Annotated in this window: 2 protein-coding genes; both read right to left on the bottom strand. The window is 31.0% G+C overall.

Annotated elements, in window-relative coordinates:
- Positions 1-515, bottom strand: a 515-nt coding sequence (locus OO775_RS13995) for a hypothetical protein (protein WP_264847844.1), incomplete at its 3' end; no start/stop codon positions are given.
- Positions 509-1134 (bottom strand): hypothetical protein (locus tag OO775_RS13990; RefSeq protein ID WP_264847843.1); only part of this gene is annotated, 626 nt, incomplete at its 5' end. The genes OO775_RS13990 and OO775_RS13995, both read right to left, overlap by 7 nt.

Here is a 1134-nt window from a genome sequence, read left to right as displayed (position 1 = left end):
TATTCATTTAATTGTTGCCAGTTCTTTATACTTCCATCTAATAAACCTTGCATTCCTTCATAACTGATATACCTGAAAAAATAATTTTGAGGAAATAAAAAAGTATTATCTGTATGATATTCTAACCAATTGTCAAAATTTTCCATTCCTTTAAATTTTCTAATATTTATCATTTTTATTCCCTCTTCCCTTCCTTCTTCCATAGACTCTGTGATAGGCGTTTGCAAAATATCCAACGTCATTTTTCCAAGAATGGATAGCAACGTTCCCACCACTGGCGTAGCCCTGACCGACAAAGCCAACGCATCTGCCAATACCGAGTTTATATCTTTCCCGCCCCTTGCCAAATCTTCCAAACTGGAAAAACTACCAAAAATATCTGCTGTATCTCTAATAAAATACAGCGTTTTTGAACTTGTTAAATGGTTTTCCATTGCCGAGAGTTGTGAAAGCCCTTTGGTGGTTTCGCCTTTTATGAAAGTTCCCGTATTTGGGGCTTTATAATAACTTACCACTCCGCCTTAAACTTATATTTTTGTTTTACAGGGCTAATAACCTCTAATTCAATACTATCACCTTTTGTTAAAAACTCTAATAATTCAGGATTTTTTCGCTTGAATTCCGAAAAAGGTTCTTCGTAAATTATAGATTTTGAACTTTCGTATTTTTCTCCTGTCAATCCATCTTCATAAACAAAAGGTTTTCCCAAAGAAAGATATTGTTCTAAACTTTTGTAAATACCTTCAAATTTAAAAGGGTCTATAAAAACTCGTCTTTCAAAAATAATTTCTCTTTCACTTAAAGGAAAAATTTTTACTTGATATACATCTTCCCAACTACTTCCAATTACGTATAACTTACCATCTTTTCCATATTCCATAGGGTAAGCATCCTTTTCAGCAACTTGCTCTCCTTCAACAAAATAATTTATTTTAGTATTCGCAAATCTCATATAAGGATTTTTTAATTTAATCTGTTTTCTTAAATGAATTGACATTTGCTGAACATCACCATAATCAGTATAAAAAACTTTAACATTTTTATTATCCCCCTGTGTAAATTGAATATGTTTATTTGTACTACACCCTGCTAAAAATAAAATTACTACTATTAAAATATATCTTTTCATAATTC

Origin of the sequence: Capnocytophaga catalasegens (assembly GCF_026005215.1) — a bacterium.
Taxonomy (GTDB): Bacteria; Bacteroidota; Bacteroidia; order Flavobacteriales; family Flavobacteriaceae; genus Capnocytophaga; species Capnocytophaga catalasegens.
This window is presented reverse-complemented; position numbering and strand designations above follow the sequence as displayed.